The following is a 24,346-nucleotide window of genomic DNA, read 5'->3' on the forward strand; positions in this document are numbered from 1 at the left end:
TGCGGTGCTTCTGGAGCGGGGCAGTCTGCAGTCCGCTCCGGGGTGCCGGCGTATTTACCGTAATGCAGGGCGTCAGGCCTTATTGCTAACCCCGGCGTTTACGTAGCGCACTGGGCGTTGTTGCCAGGCGTTACGGCATCTGGAGCTCTCGATCCATGGCGCGCACTCTTGAACATCTGGTCGATACCCTCTACGCGAGCATTCTCGACGATCTGCCTTGGCTGGCTTTTCTCGAAGAACTGGAATGGCACCTTCCTTGCCATCACGCCACGATGGTCTTGCGCCGCCCCCGCGACGGGGATGTCGGCGTTGTCGTCGCGAGTCCCGCCAACAGTCCGGCGATTGCGTTGCTGCAGCGCGAACACTATCGAGACTCCCCGTTTCTGGATCTGCCGGAAGGTAAGGTCTGCATCCTCACTGAACGAGAACTGAAGACCCATCACGCCAGCTACTATCACCAGTACATCCGGCATTTCAGTCAGGTGACCGAGTTGATCGGCGTGAACATGGTTGATCCCCGCACCGGCATGGCTTTCCGGCTACGCGCCGCGCGTATCGATGGCGAACCCGGTTTCGGCGAGCGCGAGCGGAAGATCTTCGAAGCGTTGATTCCTCGTCTTCGCACGGCGATCGGGCTCTATGCGCGCAATGCACTCCAGGAGTATCGACTGAGCGTGCTGGACGAGACGGCGGGGCAGGTTGCCGTCGGCTCCGGCGTACTCGACGATAGCCGCCGCATACTGATCAAGAACATGGTGTTTGATCGAGTGCTGGCGGCAAACGACGGATTCCATGCGCGCGACGGTATTCTGTACTGCAACGACCCCAAGGATGACCGGGCGCTGCGCACCCTGCTGAGTCGCTGTGGCACCGAGGCATCCCAATCTGCCGCCGAGCAGACGCTGAAGATCCATCGCGCCGGTCGGGATCGATTCTGGAGCCTTCTGGCCCGGCCGTTGCCACCCCGTCCTGGCCTGGACGAGAAGACCCTATCCACGGTGATTGTGTTGTTGCGCGATGCGAGCCAGACCCCCGAGGTGACCGAAAGTGCCCTGATCGAAATGCTCGGACTCACCCGGGCCGAGGCGGCCCTGGCGGTGCGGCTTGTGAAGGGGGCGAGCCTCATTGATGCGGCCGCCTCTCTTGGGATCTCCCGTTTTACGGCCCGTACCCAGCTTGCCTCGATCTTCGATCGCACGGGGGTTCACCGGCAGGCCCAATTGGTGGGCCATATTCTGGGCATGATGAAAACGGTCTGGAGTTGAGCGGCGTACGCAGGGCAATTGCATGAACAGCCACAAATCGATTCCTCCCCCGTCAAGGGGGAGGGGGTTGAGCTTCATGCGGTGTGCGCCGCCGAATCAAAGATGATCGGATTGAAGTTGCAACCGGGCTGGGTATTTGGGGCCGTTGACACTTTTTCAACCATGTCGTCGAGGTAGTCGGCCAGGTTTCGGAGACCGTTGTCCGGAATCGATGTGATGGTCAGCGGAATGTTCCCATTTTCCCGTTGCAATGAATGGGACAGGTAGTAGCCGGCGATCGGTTTCAGCTGTGCGTCCCGGATGAGGATCATCCGGTCGTGTAGTTCATCGGGTGGCATCCCCATGACCTGCAGTCGTGCGCCATGGGTGGTATCCGTCCAGCTTAGGCAAGCGGATTTCAGATTATCGATGCGCGATGGCGGCGGCGATTTCGGTTCCGGTCCCATGCCCCAATCGTGCAGCAGCCGTTCGGGCCAGTCCGAGAGCGGCGCCTCCGGTGTGTGCTCGGTAAGCACCAGGTAGGTGCTGTCAGGCACACCGCATTGGTTGATCAAATTGATTCCAACGTCGTCCATGTAGGGATCCACCCAGGTGATTTTTGCGGATCGATGATGGGCAAACAACCTCCGGAGCCATTCCACGAACTCGGACTGCGGCAGCCAGAGGGGCCGTGCGCGGGATTTGTCGGGCTCGCCAGTCAGTCGGTCCATCCGCATGTCGGAGGTCACCCCGTCAAGAGTCTGCGCCATTGCTCTTCCTTTCAAGAAAACATCACTTCAGCTGCCGAAATGGATGTAATGAAGCCACCCTGATGGTCAGGTGCCCTTGGTGGCGCACCTTGCCAGGTTTGTTTCCGGCAACGGGTGAGTACTCACCCGCGCATCAAGTATGCAGAGACCGACACAAGGCGACATGATGCAAACGCACCAAGTGTGCTGGGTTATATCCCGCTACACTCCAATGGCTAAACCTCGCGGGCGCCGTCGTCAGTACATATGCAGACCGCCATTGATGTTCAGGGTGGCGCCGGTCATGTAGCCGGCCATGTCCGATGCCAGGTAAGCGCACAGGCCGCCGATTTCTTCCGGCGTACCCATGCGGCCGGCGGGGATGGTGGCGATGATGGAGTCCCGCACTTCCTGTTTGATCGCCATGACCATTTCCGTCGCGACGTAGCCGGGCGCGATGGCATTGACCGTGACGCCCTTTTTCGCCACTTCCTGGGCAATGGACCTGGTGAAGCCGAGGATGCCGGCCTTGGCGGCGGCATAGTTGGCCTGACCGAACTGGCCCTTGACACCATTCACCGAGGAGATGTTGATCACCCGCCCCCAGCCCCGCTCGGCCATGCCGTCCAGCACCTGGCGGGTCACATTGAAAACCGAGTCCAGGTTGGTGGCCAGTACGGCGTCCCACTGTGCCCTGTCCATCTTGCGGAACGCGCCATCCCGCGTGATGCCGGCATTGTTGACCAGCACATCCACCGGGCCGGTCTCCGACTCGATCTTCTCGACCATTCCGGCGCAGGCGTCGAAATCCGCTACGTCCCCCTCGGCAATGTGGAAGGCGAAGCCCTCCGCCCGATGCCTGGCCAGCCACTCATGCTGGGGCGGAAAGCCGGGCAGGCAATTGGCCACGACAGTGTGGCCGCTTTGGGCCAGTGCCTTGCAGATCGCGGTCCCCAGACCGCCCATTCCCCCCGTTACCAACGCCACTCGCTTCGACATATCTCATCCCTCAGTTGAAAAAATCATCACGCCCGCTGCCACTGACTCGCTGTGCCGGGGGGCTCAGTACATGTGCTGACCGCCGTTGATGGAAATGTTGGCACCCGTGACAAAGGCGGCTTCCTCCGAGGCCAGATAGGCAACCAGCCCCGCAACTTCCTCGGACCTTCCCAGATGGGAAACGGGGATCTGGGGCAGGATCTTGCTGTTCAGCACCTCCTTCGGAATCGCCCTCACCATCCGGGTGCCGATATAGCCCGGCGAGATGGTGTTCACCGTCACCCCCTTTTTCGCCACTTCCAGCGCCAGGGCCTTGGTGAAGCCGTGCATCCCGGCCTTGGCTGCTGCATAGTTGGTCTGGCCGAAAGCACCCTTCTGGCCGTTGACCGACGAAATGTTGATCACCCGCCCCCAGTGGCGTTCCATCATGCCGTCCATCACCTGCTTGGTCATATTGAACACGGAGTCCAGATTGGTACGGATCACGGCATCCCAGTGATTCCTGGTCATGCGTTTGAAGGTCATGTCCCGGGTGATGCTGGCGTTATTGACCAGCACATCCACCGGCCCCAGATCCTTCTCGATCTGTGCCACGCAGTCGTGGCAGGAGTCGAAGCTGGCTACGTCGCAGGGATAGGCCTTGAAGCCGTAGCCCATGTCATTCATGTTCCGTAGCCAGGTCTGAACCTTGGCGTTGGCCGGACTATGGCTGGTGACGACCTTGTAGCCCAGGGCTGCCAGCTTGATACATATCGCTTCGCCCAGACCACCCATTCCTCCCGTAACCAGGGCAATTCTCTGCATCATCGACCCCGGGTTTATCCCAGTCCTTTGGGGACTGTGCCGATGATCTCCTTGGAGGCCAGGTGGGCGATCTCGTCGTCGGACAAGCCCAGTTCACCGCGCAGGATTTCATGGTTATGTTCCCCCAGGGTCGGCGCCCGGAAGCGATGCTCGCCGTTGGGCCCGATGGACTGGAGCCACGGCCAGCGGGGATAGCGGCGCACTCCCGTCAGCGGATGGTCGAGTTCCTGAAAGAAGTTGCGGGAAACGAGATGGGGCTCCCTGGCGATGTTGGGCTGGGTCAGCACGATGGCTGCCGGAATTCCCACTTCCTGCAGGGCCGTGATGACCGAATTCGCGCTGATCCCGCTGGTCCATCGGGAAATCAGCTCGTCGAGTTCGTCGTGGTGAGCACGCCGTCCCGCCAGAGAATCGAAACGATCGTCCTGCGCCCAGGTATTCACCGGCGACATCTTCCTGAAACGCTGCCAATCGCTGTCGTCTCTGATGGAGAGTGCAACCGCATGACCACATGAACAGCGATAGACGCCTTGGGGCGCCATGGTTTCACTGCGATTGCCCTGTCGTCCCATGATCCTGCCTGTCGTGGAATAGGCGATCACCTGCTCGGCCGTCAGGCAGGCGCCGACTTCCAGCTGGGGCACTTCCACCAATTGGGCCTGGCCGGTGCGCTCGCGATGGATCAGTGCGGCCTGCAATGCCACCAGGGCATGCATACCGACGATGGCATCGGCGTAGCCACCGAGATTCACCGGAGGGCCATCGGGATTGCCGGTGACCCAGGACATGGCGCTGACCTGCTCCAAGGGCATGGCAAAGCTGGTGAAGTCCCGCCACGGTCCTTCCAGGCCAAACCCCGGGACCCGCACGACAATCAGCTTCGGGTTGATCTCTTTGAGGCGTTCTGTGGTGAACCCGAAGTTGTCCATGACCCGGGCCGAGAAGTTCTCGATCACCACGTCGGCCTTTGCCAATAATTGCTCGAAAAGATGTTTCCCTTCCGGGGCGTCGAGATTCAGGGTGAGGTTGCGTTTGCTCAGGTTCGTATGCTGGTAGATGCTGCTGCGCTCAAACCAGTCCGGGCCTTCCTCGGGATAGGCGCATTGGAAGCGGAAGGCATCCGCCCGCTGGATGGATTCGACCTTGATGACATCTGCGCCATAGGCGCCCAGATAGCAACTGATATAGGGGCCGGCCCAGAAGATTCCCAAATCGAGTATGCGTAGTCCTTCGAAAGGGAATTCACCGGTTGCGTTGACATTGACCGGGGGCATGGATTCCCTCGGTTGCCATGGCATCGATCCGGCTACCGGGTTGTCTTCGCCCAGGCGTGGCGCACCTTTGCGCAAGCTTGCTGGCGTGAGCTCCAGTCGATAGGGGAATCCGGGTCGAATAAACTTTTCGTCGGGATCTTCGATAAAGAATAACCTTGCCTTGAGTTGGGGCAGTTCCAGAACGGTTTGTCCGTTGGAAATGGGCACGCTGGGAATTCGCATCGCCTGGCAGATCTCCACCACTTCTTCGACGGTCCGCTCCATCAGCCAGGGTTCGATGTCGACAAAAAAGGCATCGAAGTCCGGTCCGCCGTAGGTGATTTCCATTTGCTTGGAGATGTACTGGGGCACATCGAGCAAGTGGCAGCAATCGATGAAATGCTGCCCCGTCAGCGCATTGATGCTGACCAGCCCGTCCTTGCAACGGACCACGCCGGGGAAGGGGAAGTGGCGTTCCTCGGGTATTCCCCAGCCCAGGGAGGTCAAAGTCTCGAGATGCAGCCAGATTGCGCCGAGACAGCACACCAGGCTCTCTTGCTTGGAGGCATCGAAGTAAACCGCCTGGCCTTCGGCGGCGGCCATGGCATAGGCCGTGAGGGCTGCGGTTGCGGCGTAAACGCCGACAGTGTAGTCGGTGATCCGTCCGCCGGCCTGGACCGGCGCGAGCCCCGGGACATGGTGATTGTTCACCCAGTTCGCGCTGGCCTGGACCGTCAGGTCGCTTGCCGCCTGGCTTGAATAGGGTCCCGTCTGCCCGAAATCGGAGATCCGGATTAGTGCAATCTTGGGGTTAGCTTTCTCGAGTATGTCGAATCCCAGGTCGAGGGTTTCAAGAACGCCCGCCCCCAGATTTTCGATCACCAGATCGGCATCCTTCACCAAGGCGAGCAGCGTCCGTTTCCCTTCTGCAGTGTTCAGATCGCATTCGATGCTCCGTTTGTTGGCGTTCAGATAACGGAACAACTTGCCTTCGCTGGGATCGTGATCGTCATCGGGGAAGGATCCCGCCCGGCGTAGTGGATCGCCGCTCAGCGGAGGCTCCACCTTGATCACGTCCGCTCCCAGGTCGGCCAGCAGCTTGCTGCAATATGGACCGGAGACGCCTTGTCCGATCTCTACAACGCGGAGATGCCCCAGAGCACTAGACATTTACCTTATCTCCAAATTCACGAACAACACTCCTCCCACGGCACCGCCTTTGTGAGGCGGTCCCGTAGCGAAAACACTGCCTTGATGAGTTGGGGTTAGATCGTCAGTCGTAGCTGGTGGGCGTCGCCGAGAAACCGAGGATTTCCCGAGCCTGCTCCGGGGTGGCGATCTCGCGGCCAAGCTCCCGGGCCAGCCGCACCACCTTCTCCACCAGTTGGGCGTTGCTCTGGACCGGTTGCCCCTTGCCCAGATACAGGTTGTCTTCCATCCCGGTCCGCACGTTCATGCCCATCAGAATGCCCATGGTCATGACCGAGGTCTGCCACGGCCCCACCCCCAGCAGGGTCAGGCTGGAAGGCTTGGGTGCCGTTTCCGCCAGGTTGATGATCTGCTTGGGTGTGGGGTAGCTGCCGCTCTGGAAGCCGAAGACCAGCTGGGTCAGATAGGGGGGCTTGAGCAGGCCCTTGTCGATCAGGTTCTGTACCAGGGACCAGTTGCCCGGATGGAAGACTTCGACTTCCGGCCGCACGCCTTTATCCATCATGGCTTTCGCGTAGGTTTCGGTCATTTCATAGCCGAAGGGCGCCACGGCCTCGAAGTTCAGGTCTTCCATACGGCCGGCTTCCGGGCGCTTCTTCATGATGAAGCGGGTGGCCAGGGGGCCGATGTCAAGGCTTGCCGCTTCGGGGTTGGCATCCAGGGGCGCCAGGGCCTGGCTCAGGTCCGCGCCATAGCCGCCGCCGCAGGTATTGTTGATGATGATCTTGGGGCACTTTTCCCGCACCATGCGGTTCATGTTCCGATACACCGCGGAATCCGTGCTCGTCTGCCAAGGCTGGCCGGGAACCCGGGCATGGAGATGAACGTAGGTGGCCCCGGCGTTGTAGCAATCGTAGGCCTGCTGGGCCTGCTCCTCCGCTGTTTCCGGCAGGTTGGGGTTGCTCTCCTTGCCATGCACACCACCGGTGAGTGCCACGGAAATGACCAGGGGGGGCAGCTTGCTATGTGCCACCGCATTCACCCATGCCCGCTCGTTGCTTGGATCCCAAAGGTCTTGATGATTCGTCATAACGTGTACTCCGCTAGTGGAAATTGAGAATGTCCTAGGTCTTCGCAGCGACCGTGCATGGAGTATGCAGAGAGCGATCTGGCGCGACATGATGCAAACGCACTAATTTCCGTTATGCGGGGAGAACACCCCGCATAACGGAAAGGCTCGCCCCCTTCGCCCCCCTCCGGAGGGGGGCGATACGGCTTGCTGCGCTCGGATGTTTGGGGGAGCTTCGTGGCGGTACCGATGCGTTGCGCCTGGCGGCGCGTGCCGCTTTTCCTTGGGGCGGCCCGGCGGAAAAGCTCTGTCAAGGGAGCGCGGGCGTTCTGGCCTTGTGGGAGCGGGTAATCGCATGAACGGCTGCGAATCGGTGCATCGTGTCGCGCAACTGTCGCGGGCATGGCCCGCTCCTACGAAACAAGAAGGTTTTCGCCGTGCCCGCCGTGTCGCCGTGGTTTGCGGCTGGGGGCGAGGGCCGCTTTTCCCCATCGTGGGAAAGGCGGGCCGGCCTTGCTCTTGCTCTATTCCCGCGCGATTGCCGAGTTCAGGGGAGCATCCCGGTATGATGCGAATCCACTGATCCCTGATGGCTTGCTTCGCCAAATGTCCTCCGCATCCTCCATCCCGACCCGCTGGCAAGGCGCCGGCCTGGCCCTGGCGGTAGTGGCCTACATGCTGTCGTTTTTCCATCGCGCCGCGCCGGCGGCGATCGCCGCCGATCTGCAGATAGCCTTTCAGGTCAGCGCGGCCCAACTGGGGCATCTTGCCGCCACCTACTTCTACGTCTATACGGTGATGCAGCTGCCCACCGGCGTGCTGGTGGATACCCTGGGCTGCCGCCGGGTGCTGTTCTGGGGCGGCCTGACGGCCGGCCTGGGTTCGATCCTGCTGGCCTCCGCGCCCGGCTTCGAATGGGCGCTGGCCGGGCGGACGCTGGTGGGCATGGGGGTGTCGGTGGCCTTCATCGCGATGTTGAAATTGATCGCCATCGAGTATGACGAATCGCGTTTCGCCTCCCTGGCGGGCCTGTGCATCCTGCTCGGCAACCTCGGCTCGGTGGCGGCCGGCGCGCCCCTGGCCTGGGTCGCGCAGGCGCTGGGCTGGCGCCAGGTGTTCCTCGCGGCGGGCGTGCTGTCGCTGTGCCTGGCGGTCCTGAGCCGCCACGGCGTGCGCGAGGCGCCGCTGGCGCGGGCGGATCGCACCGTCTGGCTGGGCGGGCTGCTCGCGGTGGTCCGCAACCGCGCCAGTTGGCCCGGCTTTTTCGTCAACCTGGGGGTGGCCGGCGCCTTTTTCACCTTCGCCGGCCTCTGGGCGGTGCCCTATCTGACCCAGGTGCATGGCATGAGCCGGGCGCTGGCCTCGATGCACGTCAGCATCTATTTCGCCGGCTACGCCTGCGGCGCCGCCTTCTGGGGGCGGCTTTCCGACCGCCTGGGGCGGCGCCGGCCGGTGATGATCGGCGTCTCCGGCGCGCATGCGCTGCTCTGGTGGGTCTGGCTGCTGGGCGCCCTGCCGGCGTGGGGCAGCCTGCTGCTGTGCGCCGCGCTCGGTCTGTGCTCGGCCGGTTTCACCCTGTCCTGGGCCTGCGCCAAGGAAGTCAATCCGGCGGCGCTCTCGGGCATGGCCACGGGGCTGGTGAATGTGGGCTGCTTCCTCGGCGCCAGCATCCTGCAACCCCTTTTCGGCTGGGTGATGGACCTGGGCTGGCAGGGCCAGAGCGCGAACGGCGTGCGGCTCTACAGCGCCGCCGATTACGCCGCCGGCATCCGCCTGCTGGCGGTGGCGGCGCTGCTCGGCTGGTTCGCCACGCTGTTCATCCGCGAGACCCGCTGCCGCAACATATCCGGAGACCTCCCATGAAAGGCATCATCCTGTTCGGCCACGGCGCCCGCAACGCGGAATGGGCCGAACCCTTCCACCGCATCCGCGCCGCCATCCTCGCCCGCGATCCCGGTCTGCCGGTGGAGCTGGGCTTCCTGGAACTGATGCGCCCGACGTTCGCCGAGGCGGTGGACGGCCTGACGGCGCGGGGCGTGACCGAGATCGTCGTGGTGCCGGTATTCATGGCGGCGGGCAGCCACGTGAAAAAGGATCTGCCGCAGATGGCGGCGGACGCCATGGCGCGGCACCCCGGCCTCGCCATCGAGCTGGCGGCGCCGGTGGGGGAGGTGCCGGCGGTGATCGACGCGATGGCGTGCCACGCGCTCGACATCACGGGGAACGCTGTAGCGGCCCGATAAGTTGCGGCGGGCGCCGCGTGCCGCCATGCCGTGGTGGCAGGCTTGTGTTCCATGGCTTGTGCTTAAAAATAAGTAAATGCTAATATTCAGGCATTCCTGGAGCCCGAGACCGATGACCATGTTCCGCATACCGATGGTGCTTGTCCTTGCCGCCGCCCTTTCCGTACAGGCGGCGCCGCCGGCCACGGCCGTGGCAGCCTTGCGCGAGGTGGCGGCCGGCTATGCCGCCGAGGGCACGGTGGAAGCCGTGCGCCAGGCGGTGGTCGCGGCCCAGGTGCCGGGTCGGGTGATCGAGATGCGCGTCGATGCCGGGCAGCGGGTGCGCCAGGGCGAGGTCCTGGCGCGCATCGACAGCCGCGAGGCGGCGGCCGCGGCGGCGGCGGCCCAGGCCCAGTTCAAGCAGGCCCAGGCCCAGTACGAGCGCACACGGGAGTTGCACGGCCGCCATTTCGTCAGCCAGGCGGCGCTGGACCAGGCCGAGGCGGACTTCCGCGCCGTGCGCGCGCAGACCGAGGCCACCGGCGCCGGGCTGTCCCATGGCACGCTGACTTCCCCCCTGGCCGGCGTGGTCGGCCTGCGCCACGCCGAGCTGGGCGACATGGCCCAGCCCGGCCGGCCGCTGCTGACGGTGTTCGATCCGCGCAGCCTGCGCGTGGTGGCCAGCATTCCGCAGCAGCGGCTGGCCGAGGTGCGCCGGGCGACGGCGGCGCGGGTGGAATTTCCCGAGAGCGGGCGCTGGATCGAGGGTGTGCGCTTCGAGATGCTGCCGATGGTCGATCCCCAGACCCACGCCGCCACGGCGCGGGTGCTGCTGCCCGAGGGCAGCGAAGGCGGCGAAGGTATTGTGCCGGGGCTGTTCGCGCGGGTGCATTTCCTCACCGGCAAGGCCCCCCGCCTGACCGTGCCGGCGGCGGCGGTGATCCGCCGCGGCGAGGTGATCGGTCTCTATGTCGCCGACGACAAGGGCGTGCTGCGCCTGCGCCAGGTGCGCCTGGGCGAGATGCTGGCCAACGGCGAGCTGGAAGTGCTGGCGGGACTGCGTCCGGGCGAGCGCTACGCCACCGACGGCGCGCGGGCGACCCTCGATCGCGCGCCGTCGCCCCAGTCCAAGCGCTGAGGGCAGGGGCATGAGCATCGAGCATTCCCCTTCCGCCATGGGCGTTTCCGGCCGCATCGCCGGCTACTTCCTGAACAATTCGCTGACTCCGCTGATCGGGCTGCTGGCGCTGCTGCTGGGCTTGTTCGCCGTCCTGGTGACGCCGCGCGAGGAGGAGCCGCAGATCAACGTCACCATGGCCAATGTGTTCATTCCCTTTCCCGGCGCCTCGGCCAAGGACGTGGAAAGCCTCGTCGCGCGGCCGGCGGAGCAGGTGCTGGCGCGGATCTCCGGCGTCGAGCACGTCTATTCCGTGTCGCGTCCGGGGATGGCGGTGCTCACCGTGCAGTACGAGGTGGGGCAGGACCACACCCAGGCGCTGGTGCGCCTCTACGACACCATCCATTCCCATCGCGACTGGGTGGCGCCGGAGCTTGGCGTGGGCGAGCCCATCGTCAAGCCCAAGGGCATCGACGACGTGCCCATCGTCAGCCTCACCTTCTGGAGCAGGAACCCGGGCCAGTCCGGCTTCGAGCTGCAGCAGGTGGCGCGCGCGGCGGAGATCGAATTCAAGCGCGTGGCCGGCACCCGCGACGTCTACACCATCGGCGGCCCCGGCCATGCGATCCGGGTGGCGATGGACACCGAGCGGATGAACGCCCACGGTGTCACCGCCCAGGATCTGAAGGCCGCGCTGCAACTGGCCAACGCCTCCCTGCCCGGCGGCCAGGTGGTGGCCGGCAACCGGGAACTGCTGGTGCAGACCGGCAGCTACCTCGAATCCGCCGCCGAGGTGAAGCGCTTGGTGGTCGGCGTCTCCGGCGGCCGGCCGGTGTTTCTCGCCGATGTGGCGCAGGTGCTGGACGGCGCCGACCAGCCGAGCCAGTACGTCTGGCACGGGCTGGGCCGGGGGGCGGGCCAGGCGGCGCAGGGCGGTGCTCAGTTGGGTGAAGAGTATCCGGCGGTGACCCTGGCCGTGACCAAGAAGCCCGGGGTCAATGCCGCCGACGTCGCCGCGGCGGTGATCGCCCGCGCCCAGGGACTGCGCGACACGGTGATCCCGCAGGGCGTTGAATTCACCGTCACCCGCAACTACGGCGAGACCGCCACCGAGAAGGCGCAGAAGCTGATCGGCAAGCTGGTCTTCGCCACCGCCTTCGTCGTGCTGCTGGTGCTGTTCGCACTGGGGCGGCGCGAGGCGGTGATCGTCGGCGCCGCCGTGACCCTGACCCTGGCCGCGACCCTGTTCGCCTCCTGGGCCTGGGGCTTCACCCTGAACCGGGTCTCGCTGTTCGCGCTGATCTTTTCCATCGGCATCCTGGTCGATGACGCCATCGTGGTGGTGGAGAACATCCACCGCTGGCAGGGCCTGGAGCCGGGAACGCCGCTCCTGAAGCTGATCCCGCGGGCGGTGGACGAGGTGGGCGGCCCCACCATCCTCGCCACCTTCACGGTGATCGCCGCGCTGCTGCCGATGGCCTTCGTCACCGGGCTGATGGGGCCCTACATGAGCCCGATCCCGATCAACGCCTCGATGGGCATGTTCATCTCGCTCGCCATCGCCTTCGTGATCACGCCCTGGCTGGCGCTGAGGCTGATGAAGGGCGGCCATGCCACCACTGGCGCCGCGGCGCATGACGGCATGACCGCCTCGCGCCTCGAAGCCATCTTCCGCCGCGTGCTGACGCCCTTCCTGCTGGGCGACGCGGCGCGCGCTGCGCGGCGCAAGCTGCTGATCGGCGTCCTCGCCCTGATCCTGGCCTCGGTGTCGCTGGGCGGGCTGAAGTGGGTGGTGCTGAAGATGCTGCCCTTCGACAACAAGAGCGAGTTCCAGGTGGTGCTGGACATGCCGGTGGGCACGCCGCTGGAGCAGACCGGCGCGGTGCTGCGGGAGATTTCCACCCATCTGGCGACAGTCGATGAGGTGCGCGACATCCAGAGCTATGCCGGCACCGCCAGCCCCATCAACTTCAACGGCCTGGTGCGTCAGTACTATCTGCGCGGCAATCCGGAGATGGGCGACCTCCAGGTGAATCTGGTCGACAAGCATCAGCGTTCGCGCAAGAGCCACGAGATCGCGGTAGCGGTGCGTGACACGGTGGCAGCCATCGCCGCGCGCCACGGCGGCAACGCCAAGGTGGTGGAAGTGCCGCCCGGCCCGCCGGTGCTCTCGCCCATCGTCGCCGAGGTGTATGGCCCGGCCTACGCGGGACAGATGGCGGTCGCCAAGCAGGTGCGCCAGGTGATGGAAAAGACCGCCGACGTCGTCGGGGTGGACGACACGGTCGACGCCGACGCGCCGAAGGTGCTGCTGCGGGTGGACCAGGCCAAGGCGGCGCTGCTGGGCGTGGCGCAGAAGGACATCGCCGAGGTGGTGCGCCTGGGGCTCTCCGGCGAGGACGTGACGCCGCTGCACGACGGCGAGTCGAAGTATGAAATTCCGGTGCGGGTGGTGCTGCCGGCGGAGCGCCAGGACTCGCTCGACCAGTTGCTCAAGCTGCGGGTGCGGGCCGATGCTGCCCATGGTGGCAAGCTGGTGCCGGTCTCCGAACTGGTGACGGCGCAGCCGACCCTGCGCGACAAGACCATCCATCACAAGGACCTGCTGCCGGTGGTGTATGTCACCGGCGACATGGGCGGGCGCCTGGATTCGCCGCTGTACGGCATGTTCGACGCGCGCGGTCGGCTGAAGGACCTGGCGCTGCCCGAGGGCGGCGGCCTGGGCGAGTATTTCATCCGCCAGCCGGGCGACCCCTACGCCGGCTACGCCATCAAGTGGGACGGCGAATGGCAGGTGACCTACGAGACCTTCCGCGACATGGGCGCGGCCTACGCCGTGGGCCTGATCCTGATCTACCTGCTGGTGGTGGCGCACTTCCGCAGCTACCTGGTGCCGCTGATCATCATGGCGCCGATCCCGCTCACCATCATCGGCGTGATGCCGGGCCATGCCCTCCTGGGCGCCCAGTTCACCGCCACCTCGATGATCGGCATGATCGCCCTGGCCGGCATCATCGTACGCAATTCCATCCTGCTGGTCGATTTCGTCCGCCAGCAGGTGGACGCGGGCATGGGGCTGGCCGAGGCGGTGATCCAGTCGGCGGCGGTCCGCGCCAAGCCGATCGCCCTGACCGGGCTGGCGGCGATGCTGGGCGCGCTGTTCATCCTCGACGATCCCATCTTCAACGGGCTGGCGATCAGCCTGATCTTTGGCATCCTGGTCTCCACCCTGCTGACCCTGGTGGTGATCCCGGTGCTTTACTACGCGGCCATGCACGGCCGCACACAGACCCAAGGAGAGCAACCATGAACGTCGAACGCCTGATCCGCATCTTTGCCGGTGCCTTCATTCTGATCTCCCTGGCCCTGGCGCACCTCTACGGCCAGGCCGACCTGTCCAGGCCGTCCTGGCTCTGGTTCACCGTCTTCGTCGGCGCCAACCTGTTCCAGAGCGGCTTCACCCGCTTTTGCCCGTTGGAGATGATCCTGCTCAAGCTCGGCGTGGCGAAAAAGTGAGGCTGACCGCCTGACGCTTCCCTGAAGAAATACGCCTGGCTCTCGATCGGGGCCGCGCTCGCCGCCATCCTGATCCAAAAGCCTTTCTGATTGATTAGGATCAAGTGAGAATAATTCTTATTTATTTATAATCGCCGACTGAATTTACTGTCGGCAAGCCAGCCTCGGGTGTTACGCAAGCCAGCCGCTTAACTGAATGGAGTTCCCATGGCCTTGCCGCATCTGCGCCCGATGGCGCTTTCTCTGCTGATTGCCTTTTCCACGGCCCATGCCGATGAGATCACCCTTTCCGCCGTCAACGTGACGGCCAAGGGCTACTCGGCCAGCGATCTGGAAACGCCGATTTCCACGACTACGCTCGACCGGGATGAAATCATCCGTCGGGGCGGCCAGAACGTCGGCGATGTCTTGCGCGGCGAACCGGGCATCGCCATTTCCAACGACAGCGCGCAAGGCCAGAACCCGACGCTGCGCGGCCTGGGCAAGGACAGCATCGTGCTGCTGGTCGATGGCATGCGCTTCAACTCGGCGCAACCGGCCGGCGCCGTCGCCTCTTTCATGTCGCTGGGCATGGCCGAACAGGTCGAGGTGGTCAAGGGCGCTTCGTCCGTCCTTTACGGCACCGGCGCCCTGGGCGGGGCGATCAACGTGCTGCTGCCGCAGGCCCGCTTCACGCCGGGCGTCGGGGTCGAGGCCGGCGCTTCCTACGATTCGGCGAGCAAGGGGATGCGTGGTACGGCAGTGATCAACGCCAGCACTGGCGACCACGCGCTGATGGTCGGCGCCTCCCTGGCCCGGATCGACGACTACAGGTCACCGGAAGGCATGGTCGCCCGTACCGGCTATGATTCCAACAGTTTCATCGGCCAGTACCGTTTCCGCATCGACAGCCAGCAGCAACTGCGTTTCTCGGCTCAACTGCACAATGACGAGAATGTCTGGTATCCCGGTTCGACCCAAAGGCATCCGACCAATCCGGCGACGCGTACGATGACCATTCATTCGCCGGAGCAGGAGCGCCGCCTGCTCGAACTGGGTTACAACCGCCAGGGGAGCGGCGACCAGTCGCTCAACTTCGATGTGCGCGTCTACCGCCAGGAAATGGAGCGCCAAATCTATGCCCACGGCAACTGGCTGAACCGCGACATCATCACCAACAAAGTCACCTTCCAGACCGACGGCATCGACGCCAAGGCCGACTGGCTGGCGCATCCGCAGCATCTGCTGTCCTTCGGCGTCAATGCCTGGGAGATGACCGGCAATCCGGATCGTTGGCAGGCCGGGCCGCCGAGCGGCGCCGCGGCATTTACCGTCTGGACGGCCAACAACCCCTTCCAGCGCGCAAAAATCACGGCCGTTGGCGCTTACGTTCAGGATGACATGCGCTTCGGCAAGCTGAACATCCTGGCCGGCCTGCGCTACGACACCGTCAAGTCGTCTGCTGACAGCATGCTCAACGGTATGCGCACGACAGGTCTGGACAACAAGGACAACGCCTTCTCCGGCAGCCTGGGCGCCATCTACGAAGTCACTCCGCTGTTCCGCCCCTATGCCAACTATGCCCGCGCCTTCCGCGCCCCCGGCATGCGCGAACGCTACGAATCCGGCCTGCGCGGCGATGGCTACAACTATGCCGGCAGCCCGGAAGTGAGCGCCGAGAAGGCCGATCAGTTCGAACTGGGCATCAAGGGTGCCAGCTCCCGATTCGTCTATCAGGTCGCCGGCTATCACAACAGTATCGACAACTATTTGACCGGCCGGATTCTGACCGGCGCTGCCGCAGCGGCGGCCTGCCCCACTGCACCGACCAATTGCAAGAAGACCGTCAACCTGGGCAGCGTGACGATCAAGGGGATCGAAGCCGACGCCCGTTGGCAGTTCGTTGCCGATCACTGGCTGACGGCCGGCTACTCGCGGATTCGGGGCGTCAACAATGACCTTGCCGAGCCGCTGTTCCAGATGCCGGCCGATGAAGTGCGTCTCGGCTGGCTGGGCGACGTGTTGCCCGGCGTCAGGGCCGACTTCACGCTGCGCCTGGTCGATCGTCAGGACCGTACTGCCACCCGCTTCACCAACGGCACCGAGAATGCCACCGCCGGCTTCGCTACCGCCGACCTCGGCGTGACCTGGGGCTTCACCAAGAACCAGAGTCTACGCCTGGCCGTCAAGAACCTGGCCGACAAGAGTTACCATGAACACCAGACCGAAGGTCTCTCCGGCTGGGAAATCAAGGCGCCCGGCCGCTCTTTCCAGATCAGCTGGCGTGGCAGTTTCTAAGCGAAAGGAACGCATCGCGTGACATCCGCCTTCATCCACCTGAAAGCCTCCCGTCTCGGCCGCATGGCGGCGGCCTGTCTGGCCGCGTTGGCGCTTGCCGTGCCGGCCCATGCCGAAAAGCTGCCCAGGCTGGTGTTGGCCGGCCCGGCCGCTGCCGTCTCGGTACCGCTGATCCACATGGTCGAGACCGGCGCGCTGAAGGAGGTGGCCGACAGTGTCGAGTTCGTGACCTGGAAAGACCCCGACCAGCTGCGCGTGCTGGCCCTGGGCGGCAAGGCGGATTTCCTGGCGATGCCGAGCAACGTGGCGGCCAACCTGTACAACCGGGGCCAGCCGCTCAAGTTGCTCAACATCTCGACCTGGGGTGTGCTGTGGATGGTGTCGCGCGACAAGAACCTGAAGACGCTGGCCGATTTCCGCGGCAAGGAAATCGCCATGCCGTTCCGGGCCGACATGCCGGACATCGTCTTCGGCCTGCTCGCCGAAAGGCTGGGCATGGACCCGAAGAAGGATTTCGCATTGCGCTACGTCGCCTCGCCGCTCGATGCCATGCAGTTGCTGATCACCCGCCGCGTCGACCACGCCCTGCTCGCCGAGCCGGCGGTGTCGATGGCGCTGCGCAAAACCAAGTCCTTCCCGATCAGCGTCGTCGCTCCCGATCTTTACCGCAGCGTCGACCTGCAGCAGGAATGGGGCCGCCTGTTCAAGCGGGAGGCGCGCCTGCCACAGGCTGGCATTACCGTGCTCGGCAAGGCCATGAGCAACGATGCCCTGCAGGCGAAAGTGATGGCCGCCTATGAAAAATCGCTGGCCTGGTGCCAGAAAAATGCCCGGCAATGCGGCGAGATGGTGGCCAAGCGCATCGACCTGCTGAGCCCCGAGGCGGTGGCGGATTCACTGGCGGCCAGCCCGCTGAGGCACGTCAGCGCCGCCGCTGCGCGCGAAGAGCTGACCTTCTTCTTCCAGCAGATGCTTGCCAAGAATCCGGCGCTGGTCGGTGGCAAGCTGCCCGACGCCGGCTTCTACGGTAACGCCGGCCGGCCGTGAGCCAGCCTCGCCTGCCGCTCGCCCGCCGTACCGTGGAATGGCTGGCGGCAACCGGCCATTACCTGTGGAGTGGCTGGGGTTCGCTGGCCAGCCTGTGCCTCTTCTTCGCGCTGTGGGAATTGGCCGCCCAGCACCTCGGCGCGTTGATCCTGCCAACGCCGGGCGAAGCCTTCGCCACGCTGGCCGGGCTGTTCTCGACCGGCGCCGCCTGGCCGGAAATCATCGTCACCGCCCGCCGCGCCTTGCTTGGCTACATCCTGGCGCTGAGCCTGGGCAGCCTGCTCGGCCTGCTTGCCGGCCTGTCGGTCACCGCCTCGGTGATGGCGCGGCCCATCGTCACGCTGCTCGTCGGCACGCCGCCAATCGCCTGGCTGATCCTTGCCCTGCTCTGGTTCGGCGCGGGCGACGGCACGCCGGTATTCACCGTCTTCATCGCCTGTTTCCCGATCATTTTCGTCGGCGCCATGCAGGGCACCCGCACGCTGGACGGCCAGTTGCAGGCGGTGGCGCGGATGTTCGGCCTGCCGTGGTGGATGAAGCTGACCGACGTGTACCTGCCGCACGTGGTGTCCTACCTTTTCCCGGGCTGGATCACGGCGCTGGGCACCGCCTGGAAGGTTGTGGTGATGGCGGAGCTGCTCGCCACCACCGACGGCATCGGTGCCGCGTTGGCGGTGACCCGCAGCCATCTCGACACGGCGGCCTCGATGGCCTGGATCGTCGCCCTGGTGGGCAGCCTGCTGGCCATCGAATATCTGTTGCTGGAACCGATCAAGCGCAAGGTCGAGTCCTGGCGGGAGTTCGCATCATCAAGCAACTGACCGTTCACCGCGTCGCGCACCGCTTCGGCTACCAGCGCGTTCTCGAAGACATCGACCTGACGGTGGCGGCCGGCGAGGCGGTGGCCCTGGTCGGCCCGTCCGGCTGCGGCAAGACGACGCTGCTCAACCTGGTCGCCGGGCTGCTGCAGCCCTGGGAAGGCCGTGTTGAGTGCCACTTCGAGCGATTGGCAATGATGTTCCAGCAGCCGCGCCTGCTGCCCTGGAAGCGTACCCGCGACAACATCGCGCTCGGCCTCAAGGCCGCCGGCCAGCCGCGTGCCGACCGGCATGCCACCGCCACGGCACTGGCCTTGCGCATGGGGCTGACCGAGGACGACCTCGACAAATACCCGAGCGCCCTGTCCGGCGGCATGCAGAGCCGCGCCGCACTGGCCCGCGCCCTGGCCGTGCAGCCCGACCTGCTGCTGCTCGACGAAGCCTTCTCGGCGCTCGACATCGGCCTGAAGGGCGAGCTCTATCATCTGCTCGCCGAGGAACGGCAAGCCCGGAACTGCGCCGTACTGATGATTACCCACGACCTGATGGAAGCCATCCGCCTGGCGGATCGCATCCTGGTCATGGCCGGCAGTCCGGGGCGCATTGTCGCCGAGCACCGCGTCGACACGCCGCTCGCCGCCCGCGACGAATCCTGGGTGTTCACGCGTACCGCCGAGTTCATCCGCTGGCCGGACATCCGCGCCGCCTTTGCAATGCCGGAACTGCCTTGAAGCCGGAAAAGAGGTATTGCCGCCAACCGAGGAAGTTGCAATGAATACCGTTCTGGGCCGTTTTCTCCGGTCGACCGCGCCGCTCTGGATCTGCCCCTTCCGCCCCTTCTTCCTGCTCACCGCAGCGCACGGCGCCCTGGCCATGGTCTGGTGGATCGCCCTGGTCAGCGGCCTGTTGCCGCTGCCGGAGGTCGCCGGCGGCATCGTGGTCTGGCATGCCCACGAAATGCTGTTCGGCTTCGCCATGGCCTCCATCGTCGGCTTCCTGCTCACCGCTGTGCCGGAATTCACTGGCGTGCCGCCCATTCCCCGTCTCCGGCTGCAGATGCTGGTCGCGCTGTGGTTGGGCGGGCGCATTTCTTTCACCCTCTCCGGCACACTCACCGTCTGGCCGGCGGCGCTGTGCGATCTGGCCCTGCTGCTGACGCTGATTGCCAGCGTCGCCAGACCGCTGTGGCGCCAGCCGGACCGCCGCCATTTCACCTTCATCTACAACCTGCTTGCCCTCTTTGCCGTGCACTCCGGTTTCTACTTCGCGCTGATCGCCGGCCGCGACCCGCTGCCCTGGCTGCGGCTGACCATCGGCGTGCTGATGGCGCTGATCGTCGTCTCCCTGTCGCGCATCTCGATGCGCCTGGTCAACGACGTGCTCGAAGCCCAGGGCAAGGAAACAGCGCCCTATCTGGCCCGGCGGCCGCGGCGCAACCTGGCCATCTTCGCCATCGCCGCCTACAGTGCCGGCGAGTTCCTGCTGCCCGGCAACGCCGTTCCCGGCTGGCTGGCCCTGGCCGCCGCCGCCGCCATCGCCAACCTGCTCAACGACTGGCACGTCGGCCGCGTCCTGCGCCAGCGCTGGGTGCTGATTCCCTACCTCGTCTATGTCTGCATGGGGCTGGGCTACGCACTGATCGGCATCGGCCGGCTGGGCGGCAACGACCTGATCAGCGCCGGCGAACACCTGCTCGTCGTCGGTGCCCTCGGCCTGGCCGTGCTCATCGTCATGTCTGTCGCCGGCCGCATGCACAGTGGCTGGGGCCTGGACCACCGGCACTGGCTGCCACTGGCTGCCGGCCTGCTCGTGCTCGCCGCACTGGTGCGCTGCGCCGCCAGCTGGACTCCACTGGCGTTCGACGAACTCCTCGAAACCGCTGCGCTCGTCTGGATCGCCGCCTGGACCATCTATCTGGTGTTCTCGCTCCCCATCCTGGCGGCGCCACGCCCCGATGGTCGCAGTGGATGTGACGAAGCACCGCCTGTGAGGTGATCCGCCGCTCCTGGCCGCGGCCGTGCGCGCCAAGGACGTGCCCGCACCGGGGCTGTCGCACCACCCTGGTGCCGCCGCCCTGGCCCCGCCGCGCGGCGGCAGGGCCAAGACCCCGTGGCACAAGGGTTTTCACCGGCTCGCGGCGATTGGCACAGGGCTTGCGATGAAGCGTCCATCGACCACCCGAAGGAGTGATGATGGACAGGAAATCTTTTCTCCAGGCCGGCCATGCGCCGACCCTGCTGACGGCCTTTCTCTATTTCGACCTGGCCTTCATGGTCTGGGTCATTCTCGGCCCCCTGGCGGTGCAGATTTCCGCCGACCTGAACCTGACGCCGGTGCAGAAGGGCTTCATGGTGGCGACGCCGCTCCTGGCGGGCGCGATCCTGCGCATGGCGATGGGCCTGCTGGTGGACCGCCTGCGGCCCAAGAAGGCCGGCGCCATCGGCCAGGTGATCGTGATCGCGGCGCTGGCGGTGGCGTGGCGGGCCGGCATCCATAGCTATGCCCAGGTGCTGGTGCTGGCGGCGTTCCTCGGCGTCGCCGGCTCGGCCTTCGCGGTGGCCCTGCCGCTGGCTTCCCGCTGGTATCCGCCGGAGCACCAGGGCAAGGCCATGGGCATCGCCGGGGCGGGCAATTCCGGTACGGCCCTGGCGGCGCTGTTCGGCCCCGGCCTGGCGGCCGTCTATGGCTGGGTGAATGTGTTCGGCCTGCTCCTGATTCCCCTGAGCCTGGTCTTCGCGCTCTACCTGATCTTCGCCAAGGATGCCCCCGGCTGCCCGCCGCCGCGGCCCCTGGCGGATTATTTCCGGGTGCTGAAGGACAAGGATGCCTGGTGGTTCATGTTTTTCTATGGCGTGACTTTCGGCGGCTTTTCCGGGCTGGCCTCCTCCCTGGCGATCTATTTCAACGTCCAGTACGGCCTGGACGCCAAAACCGCCGGCTACTTCACCGCCGCCTGCGTCTTCGCCGGCTCCCTGGTGCGTCCCCTGGGTGGCGCCCTGGCCGACCGCATCGGTGGGGTCAGGAGCCTGTCGGTGATGTATCTGACGGCGGCGCTGTTCCTGGTGGTGGTCAGTGCCGGCCTGCCCGACGTCTGGTCCTGCGCGGCGGTGTTCGGGGGGGCGATGCTGGCCCTCGGCATGGGGAACGGCGCGGTGTTCCAACTGGTGCCCCAGCGCTTCCGGCGCGAGATCGGCGTGATGACCGGTCTGGTGGGCATGGCCGGCGGCCTCGGTGGCTTCTACCTGGCCTCCTCCCTGGGCTATGCCAGGCAGGTGACCGGCAGCTATCAGCTGGGATTCCTGGTGTTTGCCCTGCTGGCCCTCGTGGCGCTCATCGGGCTGACGGCGGTGAAGACCCGCTGGCGCACCACCTGGGGCGCGGCCCATCTGACCGCGGCCCGCATTTGAGTTGAGTGTGAAAGAACGCAAAAACGGAGTGTGTGGTGACTTCGAGCGCAGCGAGCCAATGCCGTCACCTCCCCCGGAGAAGGGGAGGCGGGGAGGGGGCGGGTCTTCTTGCCCTCCGCGTATTGCATGCGCCGGGGCGGAAAATTGGCTTCCATGAGCGTTAGGATTGGGCGGGGAGGTTTCCTCCCGGCTCCTCCGCCCGACACCATGAACACCGCCGCACGTCCTGCCTCATTGCGCGTCCGCATCGGCCAGCACAGCCTGGCGGGGCGGCGTGCCCGCAACGAGGATTTCCTGGGGGCGACCCAGCCCGAGGGCGCCGAGCTCGACAGCAAGGGCATGGTGCTGGTGGTGGCCGATGGCGTCGGTGGCCATGCCAACGGCCGCGAGGCGGCCGAGTACGCGGTGCGCAATCTGTTGGTGGATTACTACGCCACGCCGGACACCTGGAGCGTGGCCAAGTCCCTGGAGACGGTGCTGGTCGCGTCCAACCGCTGGCTGCTGGGCCAGGCTCGCCATACGGCGGACTACATCGGCATGGCGACCACGCTGAGCGGCCTGGTGCTGCGCGGCGCCCGCTACTACCTGGCCCATGTCGGCGATTCCCGCATCTATCTGTTGCGCGACGGCGCGCTGACCCAGCTCACCGAGGATCACACCTGGCCCCATCCGGAACTGGAGAATGTCCTGCGCCGGGCCATCGGCCTGGATGCCCATCTGGTGGTGGATCATGGCGATGGCGAGCTGCAGGTGGGCGACCGCTTCATCCTGCTCACCGACGGGGTCTGGGGCACCCTGGGGGACGCGGGCATCCAGGAGCTGCTGGCGCGCCACGGGGAAGCCGAGGACGCCGCCGAGGCGCTGACCCGGGAGGCGCTGCGGCGGGACTCCCAGGACAATTGCAGCGCCCTGGTGGCCGATGTCGCCGCCGTGCCGCAAGGCGACCTGCGCGACACGCTGCTGGCCTCCAGCAAGCTGCCGCTGCCGCCGCGCCTGGCGGCGGGGCAGGAGATCGACGGCCTGCGGGTCCGGGCCTTGCTCCACGAGTCGCGGGAAACCTTGCTCTACCAGGTGGAGCGGCACGGGGTCGAGGGGCCGCAACTGCTGGTGCTGAAGACCCTGCGTCCCGAATGCGGCGACGAGGAGGCCGTCGCCGCCCTGGTGTATGAGGAGTGGCTGGCGCGGCGCGCCATCGCGCCCTGTTTTCCCCAAGTGATCAGCCATGGCCCCCGCGCCCATCTGTATTACCTGATGACCTGGCATGAAGGGGAGAGCCTCAAGGCCCGCCTGGCGCGGGGGCACCAGTTCACGCCGGCGGAGGCGGCCCAGTTGGGCATCCGCCTGCTGTCCGGCATCGGCCGGCTGCACCGACTGGGCATCATCCATCGGGACATCAAACCGGACAATCTCCAGTTGGGGCCCGATGGCCGGCTGACCATTCTCGACCTGGGTGTGGCGGCCAGTGACGGCCACCGTTTCCGCGAAATCAACAACCCGGGCACGCCGTCCTACATGGCGCCGGAGCTCTTCGCCGGCCAGGCGGCCAGCGAGTCCAGCGATCTGTATGCCTGCGGCGTCACGCTCTATGAGTTGCTGACCCGCCGCTATCCCTACGGGGAGATCGAGCCCTTTCAGTTGCCCCGCTTCGGCCAGCCGGTGCCGCCGACCCGCTATCGGCGTGACATTCCCGACTGGCTGGAGAACATTCTGCTCAAGGCCTGCGCCCGGGATGTCGCGGAGCGCTTCGAGACCGCCGAGGAATTCCGTCTCGCCCTGGAACGGGGCGCCCATCGTCCCCTCGCGGTACGACGCCGGGTCCCCCTCGTGGAGCGCCGTCCGGGTCTCGTGTTGAAAGTCGTCGCCGGCCTGTCTCTGCTGTTCAATCTGGTGCTGCTCTACCTCTGGAGCCGGCACTGAGCTCACTTTCATGGCGCAGAAAGAACAACGCGGAGGCCAACGAATCCCGATCCCCGTGACAGGGGTCCGTGCGTCCTGTGGCCGGCGCTCCTAAGGCTTGGGTTTCCGGGGGCGGCCATATGTCGGCCACGGGTGCCCCAATGCGCCGTGGATCATGCCGATCAGGTTGTCGACGAACTCCTGATCGCTCAACGCCACTTCGTGCCCCAGGTCCGCCGCCCGTACCCGCGACGCCAGGGCCGTCATCATGCCGTTGATGGCGAAGCGGATGCGCTCCTCGGCGACCGCTTTTGGAATCTTCCTCAACGCGGCGCACAACCAGCCGTGAAGCGATTTCAGCGAGGGCGGCAAGAGCATGGAATCGATCCATTCCCCGTGCTGGGTCACGTATTGCTGGACGATCAAGAGATAGTTGCGGCCGTCCGGCGTCGCCAGTTTCGAGGCAATGGGCAGCACCAGCGCCTCCACCAGCGATCGTAGATCACGGGTCTTGCCGCCGCGTTTGAGATCGGACAGCCGTTGAGCCCTGATTTTTTCGATCTCTTCGAGATGCCGTTCGAAGATGGCCCGGATCAGGCCCTCCCGGGAGCCGAAGTGGTAGTGCAGTGCCGAGCTGTTGCGCTGTTCCGCCAACTGGATGATGGCCTGGGTTTGCGTACGCTCGATGCCCTCCCGTGCGAAGAGATGCTCGGCGGCGTGCAGCAGGCGGGTGCGGGTATCCATGGATTCTGATTGACGTAATGGCGGCCATTATAGTA

At 65.4% G+C, this 24,346-nt stretch carries 19 protein-coding genes; 13 read left to right on the top strand and 6 right to left on the bottom strand.

Annotated features, from left to right (window positions below; all coding sequences use genetic code 11):
• Window positions 1-155 precede the first annotated feature (155 nt).
• Window positions 156-1,265: a helix-turn-helix transcriptional regulator gene (locus B9N43_RS01205; RefSeq protein ID WP_145840525.1), complete on the top strand. Its 1,110-nt coding sequence runs from the start codon at window positions 156-158 to the stop codon at window positions 1,263-1,265.
• A gap of 74 nt (window positions 1,266-1,339) precedes the next feature.
• Here the strand turns inward: B9N43_RS01205 and B9N43_RS01210 are convergent, their stop codons facing one another.
• The 5 genes from B9N43_RS01210 to B9N43_RS01230 form a co-directional block, all read right to left on the bottom strand.
• On the bottom strand, window positions 1,340-2,014 hold the full coding sequence (locus B9N43_RS01210) for a VPA1262 family N-terminal domain-containing protein (protein WP_145840526.1): 675 nt from the start codon (window positions 2,012-2,014) through the stop codon (window positions 1,340-1,342).
• 237 nt (window positions 2,015-2,251) lie between these two features.
• Complete coding sequence (locus B9N43_RS01215; protein WP_145840527.1) at window positions 2,252-2,992, bottom strand: beta-ketoacyl-ACP reductase; 741 nt, start codon at window positions 2,990-2,992, stop codon at window positions 2,252-2,254.
• A 63-nt stretch (window positions 2,993-3,055) separates the two neighbouring features.
• Window positions 3,056-3,796: an acetoacetyl-CoA reductase gene (phbB, locus tag B9N43_RS01220; protein WP_145843386.1), complete on the bottom strand. Its 741-nt coding sequence runs from the start codon at window positions 3,794-3,796 to the stop codon at window positions 3,056-3,058.
• 14 nt (window positions 3,797-3,810) lie between these two features.
• Window positions 3,811-6,219: a CaiB/BaiF CoA transferase family protein gene (locus B9N43_RS01225; RefSeq protein WP_145840528.1), complete on the bottom strand. Its 2,409-nt coding sequence runs from the start codon at window positions 6,217-6,219 to the stop codon at window positions 3,811-3,813.
• A gap of 103 nt (window positions 6,220-6,322) precedes the next feature.
• Window positions 6,323-7,288, bottom strand: coding sequence for a 3-keto-5-aminohexanoate cleavage protein (locus tag B9N43_RS01230; RefSeq protein WP_186453917.1), 966 nt, complete (start codon window positions 7,286-7,288; stop codon window positions 6,323-6,325).
• Between the two features lie 585 nt (window positions 7,289-7,873).
• Between B9N43_RS01230 and B9N43_RS01235 the strand changes: the two genes are divergently transcribed.
• The 12 genes from B9N43_RS01235 to B9N43_RS01290 all read left to right on the top strand — a co-directional run bounded on the left by B9N43_RS01235 (window position 7,874) and on the right by B9N43_RS01290 (window position 23,588).
• A complete protein-coding gene (locus B9N43_RS01235) occupies window positions 7,874-9,130 on the top strand; it encodes an MFS transporter (protein WP_145840530.1) in 1,257 nt (418 codons plus the stop codon).
• Window positions 9,127-9,510, top strand: a complete 384-nt coding sequence (locus B9N43_RS01240; protein ID WP_145840531.1) for a sirohydrochlorin chelatase — start codon at window positions 9,127-9,129, stop codon at window positions 9,508-9,510. The genes B9N43_RS01235 and B9N43_RS01240 overlap by 4 nt, the downstream gene beginning before the upstream one ends.
• Window positions 9,511-9,622: 112 nt before the next feature.
• Window positions 9,623-10,627, top strand: coding sequence for an efflux RND transporter periplasmic adaptor subunit (locus B9N43_RS01245; protein WP_186453919.1), 1,005 nt, complete (start codon window positions 9,623-9,625; stop codon window positions 10,625-10,627).
• 10 nt (window positions 10,628-10,637) lie between these two features.
• Window positions 10,638-13,916 carry an efflux RND transporter permease subunit gene (locus tag B9N43_RS01250; protein WP_145840533.1) on the top strand — a complete coding sequence of 1,093 codons (3,279 nt, stop codon included), beginning with the start codon at window positions 10,638-10,640 and terminating at the stop codon, window positions 13,914-13,916.
• Complete coding sequence (locus B9N43_RS01255) at window positions 13,913-14,122, top strand: DUF2892 domain-containing protein (RefSeq protein WP_145840534.1); 210 nt, start codon at window positions 13,913-13,915, stop codon at window positions 14,120-14,122. Before B9N43_RS01250 ends, B9N43_RS01255 begins: the two co-directional genes overlap by 4 nt.
• A gap of 207 nt (window positions 14,123-14,329) precedes the next feature.
• Window positions 14,330-16,399, top strand: coding sequence for a TonB-dependent receptor (locus B9N43_RS01260; protein ID WP_145840535.1), 2,070 nt, complete (start codon window positions 14,330-14,332; stop codon window positions 16,397-16,399).
• A gap of 18 nt (window positions 16,400-16,417) precedes the next feature.
• Window positions 16,418-17,446: an ABC transporter substrate-binding protein gene (locus B9N43_RS01265; protein ID WP_261379367.1), complete on the top strand. Its 1,029-nt coding sequence runs from the start codon at window positions 16,418-16,420 to the stop codon at window positions 17,444-17,446.
• Window positions 17,443-18,267, top strand: coding sequence for an ABC transporter permease (locus B9N43_RS01270; RefSeq protein WP_261379368.1), 825 nt, complete (start codon window positions 17,443-17,445; stop codon window positions 18,265-18,267). The genes B9N43_RS01265 and B9N43_RS01270 overlap by 4 nt, the downstream gene beginning before the upstream one ends.
• Window positions 18,264-18,995 carry an ABC transporter ATP-binding protein gene (locus tag B9N43_RS01275; protein ID WP_261379431.1) on the top strand — a complete coding sequence of 244 codons (732 nt, stop codon included), beginning with the start codon at window positions 18,264-18,266 and terminating at the stop codon, window positions 18,993-18,995. The genes B9N43_RS01270 and B9N43_RS01275 overlap by 4 nt, the downstream gene beginning before the upstream one ends.
• Before the next feature lie 40 nt (window positions 18,996-19,035).
• Window positions 19,036-20,259, top strand: a complete 1,224-nt coding sequence (locus tag B9N43_RS01280; protein ID WP_145840536.1) for an NnrS family protein — start codon at window positions 19,036-19,038, stop codon at window positions 20,257-20,259.
• Between the two features lie 197 nt (window positions 20,260-20,456).
• Window positions 20,457-21,671: a nitrate/nitrite transporter gene (locus B9N43_RS01285; RefSeq protein WP_145840537.1), complete on the top strand. Its 1,215-nt coding sequence runs from the start codon at window positions 20,457-20,459 to the stop codon at window positions 21,669-21,671.
• A 207-nt stretch (window positions 21,672-21,878) separates the two neighbouring features.
• Window positions 21,879-23,588: a bifunctional protein-serine/threonine kinase/phosphatase gene (locus B9N43_RS01290; RefSeq protein WP_145840538.1), complete on the top strand. Its 1,710-nt coding sequence runs from the start codon at window positions 21,879-21,881 to the stop codon at window positions 23,586-23,588.
• 90 nt (window positions 23,589-23,678) lie between these two features.
• Here B9N43_RS01290 and B9N43_RS01295 read toward each other — a convergent pair whose 3' ends face one another.
• Window positions 23,679-24,311: a TetR/AcrR family transcriptional regulator gene (locus B9N43_RS01295; RefSeq protein ID WP_145840539.1), complete on the bottom strand. Its 633-nt coding sequence runs from the start codon at window positions 24,309-24,311 to the stop codon at window positions 23,679-23,681.
• Window positions 24,312-24,346: the final 35 nt, after the last annotated feature.

It is taken from the genome of Denitratisoma sp. DHT3, assembly GCF_007833355.1.
Classification (GTDB): domain Bacteria; phylum Pseudomonadota; class Gammaproteobacteria; order Burkholderiales; family Rhodocyclaceae; genus Denitratisoma.